1 protein-coding gene is annotated in these 1,585 nt (G+C 66.8%); it reads right to left on the reverse strand.

The window, feature by feature from the left end:
* Window positions 1-50: 50 nt before the first annotated feature.
* A complete protein-coding gene (locus tag ABZ915_RS48745; RefSeq protein WP_361817943.1) occupies window positions 51-1,445 on the reverse strand; it encodes an NF041680 family putative transposase in 1,395 nt (464 codons plus the stop codon).
* Window positions 1,446-1,585 lie beyond the last annotated feature (140 nt).

Genomic DNA, 1,585 nt, shown 5'->3' on the forward strand with positions numbered 1-1,585 from the left:
CTTGACGTTTATCCAGCTCTGCTACTTGTGATGGTTGCGGTGAGGTCCGGTTAGCCCTGTTTCCCGACGGTGCGTTCGCGTGCGCGGTGCTTGTTCTTCATGCCGATGGGCCGGCCCGGGCCAGCGGTACTGCGTTTCGGTGCACTGGCCGGCTGAGGGGCCTTGCCGTGGAGGCGGCGAAATCCTCGGCGGACCCGTGCTGGGGTGAGACGCCCCTGACGTGCAGGCCGCTCCCAGGGTCTGCGTAGGTCTTCGGCCAGGGGTCGGGCCAGGCGGAGCTGGGTGTGGGCGGCGATGACGAGCCAGGTCCAGCGGTCAGCGGCTGCCGGCTCGCGGAGCTTGGGAGTTGTCCAGCCCAGTGTCTGCTTGAACATTCGAAAGGTATGTTCCAGGTCGAATCTGCGCAGGAAGGCCTGCCAGAGCTGGTCCACGTCTGCGGCGGTGGCATCGGCGGACGACCACCACAGCCAGATGGGCCGGGGGCTGCGGTCGCCGCGGAGGTGGTCGACCTGCAGACGGATGACGGTGCCTTCGATGACCGGCAGCTCCTCGAGATGGTCGGCCCAGGCCGAGCGTCGAGTCAGCAGCGGATGCAGGCGGTCCCAGGCCGTGGCGATGGCCTGTCCGTAGTAGGTGGTGTCCGTCACGGTGGTGATGGACGGGACAGGATGAGTGGCCGGGTCCTCGAAGGTGAACTCCGCCCCGTGCTTGGGCTTGCGTCCGCGCTTGCCCGCCGGTTGTGGCGGAGGCGGGAAGAACAGGACCCGGTCCGACCGCATCCGCCCCAGTAACTCCACGGGCAGGTCTGCAAGCAGGAAGGCCAGACGGGTCACGTCGTAGCCGGCATCGACGACGATGAGAACGGGCGGGTCGCCGATCTGCCACTGGCCGGCCACATACAACCGCTGGAACACCTCCCTCACCTGGACGGCGGTGACGGCGATCGCGTCGTCCCACGGCCGCAGCCGGAGCACGTCCAGCACGGCCGTCCACGACGCCCGGCCCGGCTCCAGGGCGGCAATGAAGGAGTAGGGCCAACCGGGGATCATCTGGGCCGAGCCCCTGCCCCGACCGTATGTGTGACAGAACAGCCGCTCCGGGCTGGTATTCGCATCCGGCCGCAGCCAGTTGCTCACATCCACCGCCAATACCAGCCGCCCCTCCGCCGTGCGGGGAAGCGGCAGCCCCGCCAGCGCAGTGCGTAGCCGTGCCACATCCAGATTCCCGCAGTTCAGACCGCCGTATAAGGCGCCATGCCCGCGTCGGTGCTCGGGCTCCAGCGACAGCTCGACCAATGTCTTCACCGGACCGTCCATGCACAGCAGGGCGTCGCTCAGCTCGAATAGCGCATCGCGCCGCCCGGTCAGACAGGCATAGAGCTCCGTCCGAAAGCATGACAGTTCGGCAAACGCATCCCGTGGGACGCCGTGTTGCAGCAGACTCATCGCTACGGCCTTCGTGTTGATCCATGCCTCTGTGACGGAGCACAGGATCAGACGAAGGCCGCTCTCACGTCCGGCGGACAACCAAACCCATCAGCAAGTTCGAGGCCGTGTTCGACCGCAGACCATAAACGCCAAGCTAA

The sequence above is a fragment of the Streptomyces sp. NPDC046915 genome, assembly GCF_040644935.1.
Taxonomy (GTDB): Bacteria; Actinomycetota; Actinomycetes; order Streptomycetales; family Streptomycetaceae; genus Streptomyces.